Annotated in this window: 3 protein-coding genes; 2 read left to right on the top strand and 1 reads right to left on the bottom strand. The window is 40.0% G+C overall.

Annotated features, from left to right (window positions below; translation table 11 throughout):
* Window positions 1-955: PKD domain-containing protein (locus F1E73_RS16610; RefSeq protein WP_150452607.1), on the top strand; the 955-nt coding region annotated here is incomplete at its 5' end.
* Between the two features lie 130 nt (window positions 956-1085).
* Here the strand turns inward: F1E73_RS16610 and F1E73_RS16605 are convergent.
* Window positions 1086-1826 (bottom strand): tyrosine-protein phosphatase, encoded by a 741-nt coding sequence (locus tag F1E73_RS16605; protein ID WP_150452606.1) that lies wholly within the window; start codon window positions 1824-1826, stop codon window positions 1086-1088.
* 516 nt (window positions 1827-2342) lie between these two features.
* On the opposite strand from F1E73_RS16605, the gene F1E73_RS16600 reads away from it, so the two are divergent.
* Window positions 2343-3574, top strand: a 1232-nt coding sequence (locus F1E73_RS16600) for a PQQ-dependent sugar dehydrogenase (protein ID WP_150452605.1), incomplete at its 3' end; no start/stop codon positions are given.

Here is a 3574-nt window from a genome sequence, read left to right as displayed (position 1 = left end):
GATAAGTGGTACCATTGCCGATGGTAGTGCGGATAATAGCCCTTACTCGGTAGAAGTAACAGTGACCGATGATGGAACACCTATAGAATCCACCACCATTTCATTTACATGGAATGTGGAGCCGTTAGTTATCAATATGCCACCGGAAATAACCAATCCAGGAACTCAGGACAATGTAGAAGGGGATGTGGTTTCACTACAGATTAATGCATCAGATCCTGATGGGGACAATGTAACCTATGGGGCAGCTAATCTACCCAACGGACTTTTCATTGATTCTCAAACAGGACTTATAAGTGGTACCATAGCCGACGGTACTGCTGCCAATAGTCCATATTCTGTAGAGGTGACAGTAACCGATGATGGATCTCCAGCAGAATCCACCACCATTTCATTTACTTGGAATGTTTCGGAATTTATTTCGAACCAACCTCCAATGGCAGTTGTTGAAGCTGATAAAATTATGGGTAGGGCACCTTTAACCGTTACATTTACGGGTAGTAACTCTACAGATGACATAGAAATAATAAGTTATTTATGGGACTTCCAGGATGGAGGCAGCAGTGATGAAGCTAATCCAGTTTACGTCTTTGAACAACCCGGGGTGTACAGGGTGAGCCTTACCGTCTCGGATGGCTCCTTAACAGATACAGCTTTTATTACAATCACGGTAACCTCAGAGGAGGAAGAGGAAAAGATTAGTGCATTGATTGCACCTAACCCCTCAAATGATACCGCTAAGGTTTTTCTATTAAACGTTCCAATAGATGATGAAGTAAAGGTCATCTACCTTCACGATGCTGCTGGTAAATTTATAAATAGCATGGTAGATCCCCAGATGACGGACGACCACTATGCGGTTCCAATTGCCACTCTCCGCGATGGAGTGTATTATATAACATTGGTAATGGGAAGTGATAAGGTGTTGCCCATTAGATTGTTAGTGAAAAATTAAGGACTCTATCTTTTATAGTATATAACTCAGAAACCCCCTCTTTAAATTTTAGCAATACGCAATTTAAAGGAGGGGTTTTTATCTTTCAAACATAGCTTAATATAATCTCCAAAAGATTATTGTTCTGTCATTAATAAAAATCTTCTTTGGTCTTTTCAATAATGGGTAAAAGCATCTTTAGCTGGCGCTTACTTATCTGTATTTCTTTAATTTGATTCAATTGATTGATATTGTGTACATCGGATGCTAAATAATCAATCAATCCATCCTGAATTAATTTATGCGCTTTTTTCTGTACTTCTTTTCCGTAAAAAGGACTTAAGGAGAGCAGATTCATTTGAAGCAAAAGTCCCCTTTTTTTGTATTCCGAATATTTTGGGGAATTGTAATGCAAAAAGTTATACCGCTCTGGGTGGGCCAAGATGGTAAAATATCGATGGGAAGCAATTTTTTCCACTGCTTGATCAAAATGGAGTGGCGGCTGTAAATAAGACATTTCAATTAAGAGATACCTATTTCGTAAAGGCATTACTTTTTTTTGTTCTAAGAGCGATTCAAAATTCTCATCTATCATGTGTTCTGCAGCAACATCTAGGCTTATCTCCTGCATTTCCTCCTGTTTTAGCTTATCCAGTACTTGTCCCTGTGCCTTTAGGATGGTTTCCTGATTATTGGGGTAATAATTATGCATAATATGGGGAGTGGCCACAAATTTCTTAATTCCCAAGGAAGAAAAGCCCTTAATCAATGCTAATGAATCTTCTACTGTTTTAGCGCCGTCATCTATACCTGGTAATAGGTGATTGTGTATATCTACAAAACCTGCCAGGTAGTCTGCTAGAAAAATCTTTTTACTAAAAAAATTGAACATGCATATTAATTTGGAATCAAAAATAGCACTTCTTGGATTAAAACGAAGACGATATCTATTTTGTAAATAACAATTTCCGATGTACCTCTTTGGAACAGCTCATTTTCAGTCAATTACCTCAGGTGAGGCCCATGAGCCTTCGGAAGGAAAATACCGATTACAAATCCACCCAAGGGTCGGAGCAACTTGCCTGACGGCAGTCAGGTTCAAATCTCACTTAGGGAGTGAAGGCTATTATTGCTTATTGGCGTGAATTTAACCGTAGCCTGTTTTATATTATCACCGTATTTAAGGTGATTGAAGCGAGGAAGAATTAGTTAAGTATGATTTGTATTGAGAAATCAACACTTAAACGGCTATAAAGGTGAATAATCGATTATAGCTTAAAGCGCTTTTCTAATTAGTTGAATCGCTGTAAATTAGTTAATTAACTCCCCCGTTTTTACTTTCTAAGTCGTTCAGTTCATTATAATTGAACAATTTACTTGTGGTATTTGTCTCCTAACCCAACTGATTATGAAAAAAGAACTACCCCTTCATTCCCTTTCTTTAAAAATCTTTTCCTGCCTTCAATCCAAGAGAACGACGAAACATAATTTATGGTGCTGGTCGCTTTTTTTGATGTTCATGGTTTTAAGTGTTTCTCAAGTAAAAGCACAGTTGCCTGACGAATTTCAAAAGGTAGAACTTTTAACGGGTTTGGCGAATGCCACTACCATGAAATTTGCACCGGATGGAAGGATATTTATCATAGACCGGTATGGGGAACTTATAATTTATAAACCAAGTATCCAGTCTGCTGTTTCAGCAGGAACCTTACCAGTTTTCCATGGTTTTGAGGATGGTTTTTTGAGTCTTGCATTCGATCCCAACTTTGCGACCAATCAGAAAATATACATCTACTACTCCCTGGTTGCTACCTCTGCAAATAGGATTTCACAATTCAGTATGAATGGGGATCTACTGGATTTATCTTCCGAAGTACCAATGCTGGAATGGCCTGTGCAGCGAACTAATTCCTACCATGCCGGAGGGGACATGGCCTTTGATTCTCAAGGGAACTTGTATATCTCGATTGGTGATAATACCAATCATGGACTTTACGGGGCAATAGATGAAAATAATGAGAACAATAGCGCAGAGAAGAGCTCTTCCAACACCAATGATTACCGCGGAAAGATCTTGCGGATTACTCCCAATGCGGGTAATGGCAGTTATTCCATACCCAGTGGCAATCTATTTCCTGGGGGAGTGGGCGGCCTGCCCGAAATTTATGTGATGGGGGCGCGTAATCCCTACAGGATTTTTGTGGATAAGGAGAATACAGATTGGCTGTTTTGGGGGGAAGTGGGACCGGATGCTAATGTTCCTGGGACTATGGGGCCGGAAGGTTTGGACGAAATAAACCTAACCAAAGCAGCAGGAAATTATGGATGGCCCTATTTTTCAGGGGTCGATAATGATGCTTACCAAGTTCCCTATAGAACCCCTTCGCCTTTCTACAATGATCCTTCAGCTCCCGAAAACACCTCCATATGGAATACCGGAGCTACGGTATTGCCCCCGGCCCAACCTGCTTGGATGGAATTTTTCCACAAGAGTTATTTTGCGGGCCCAAGATATTATTATGACCCTTCATCCACAGATCCACAGCGATTGCCGGTAGAGTTTGATGAACTGTTTTTCTATTACGACTTTAATACCAGTAAGGTTTGGGCCGTAAAAATGGATGCATCCGGGAATATTAT

Origin of the sequence: Arenibacter lacus (assembly GCF_008711145.1) — a bacterium.
GTDB classification, from domain to species: Bacteria; Bacteroidota; Bacteroidia; order Flavobacteriales; family Flavobacteriaceae; genus Arenibacter; species Arenibacter amylolyticus.
This window is presented reverse-complemented; position numbering and strand designations above follow the sequence as displayed.

Coding starts and splice junctions, on each gene's coding strand:
- F1E73_RS16605 (WP_150452606.1), bottom strand. CDS start 1,826: ATGTTCAATTTTTTTAGTAAAAAGATTTTTCTAGCAGACTACCTGGCA.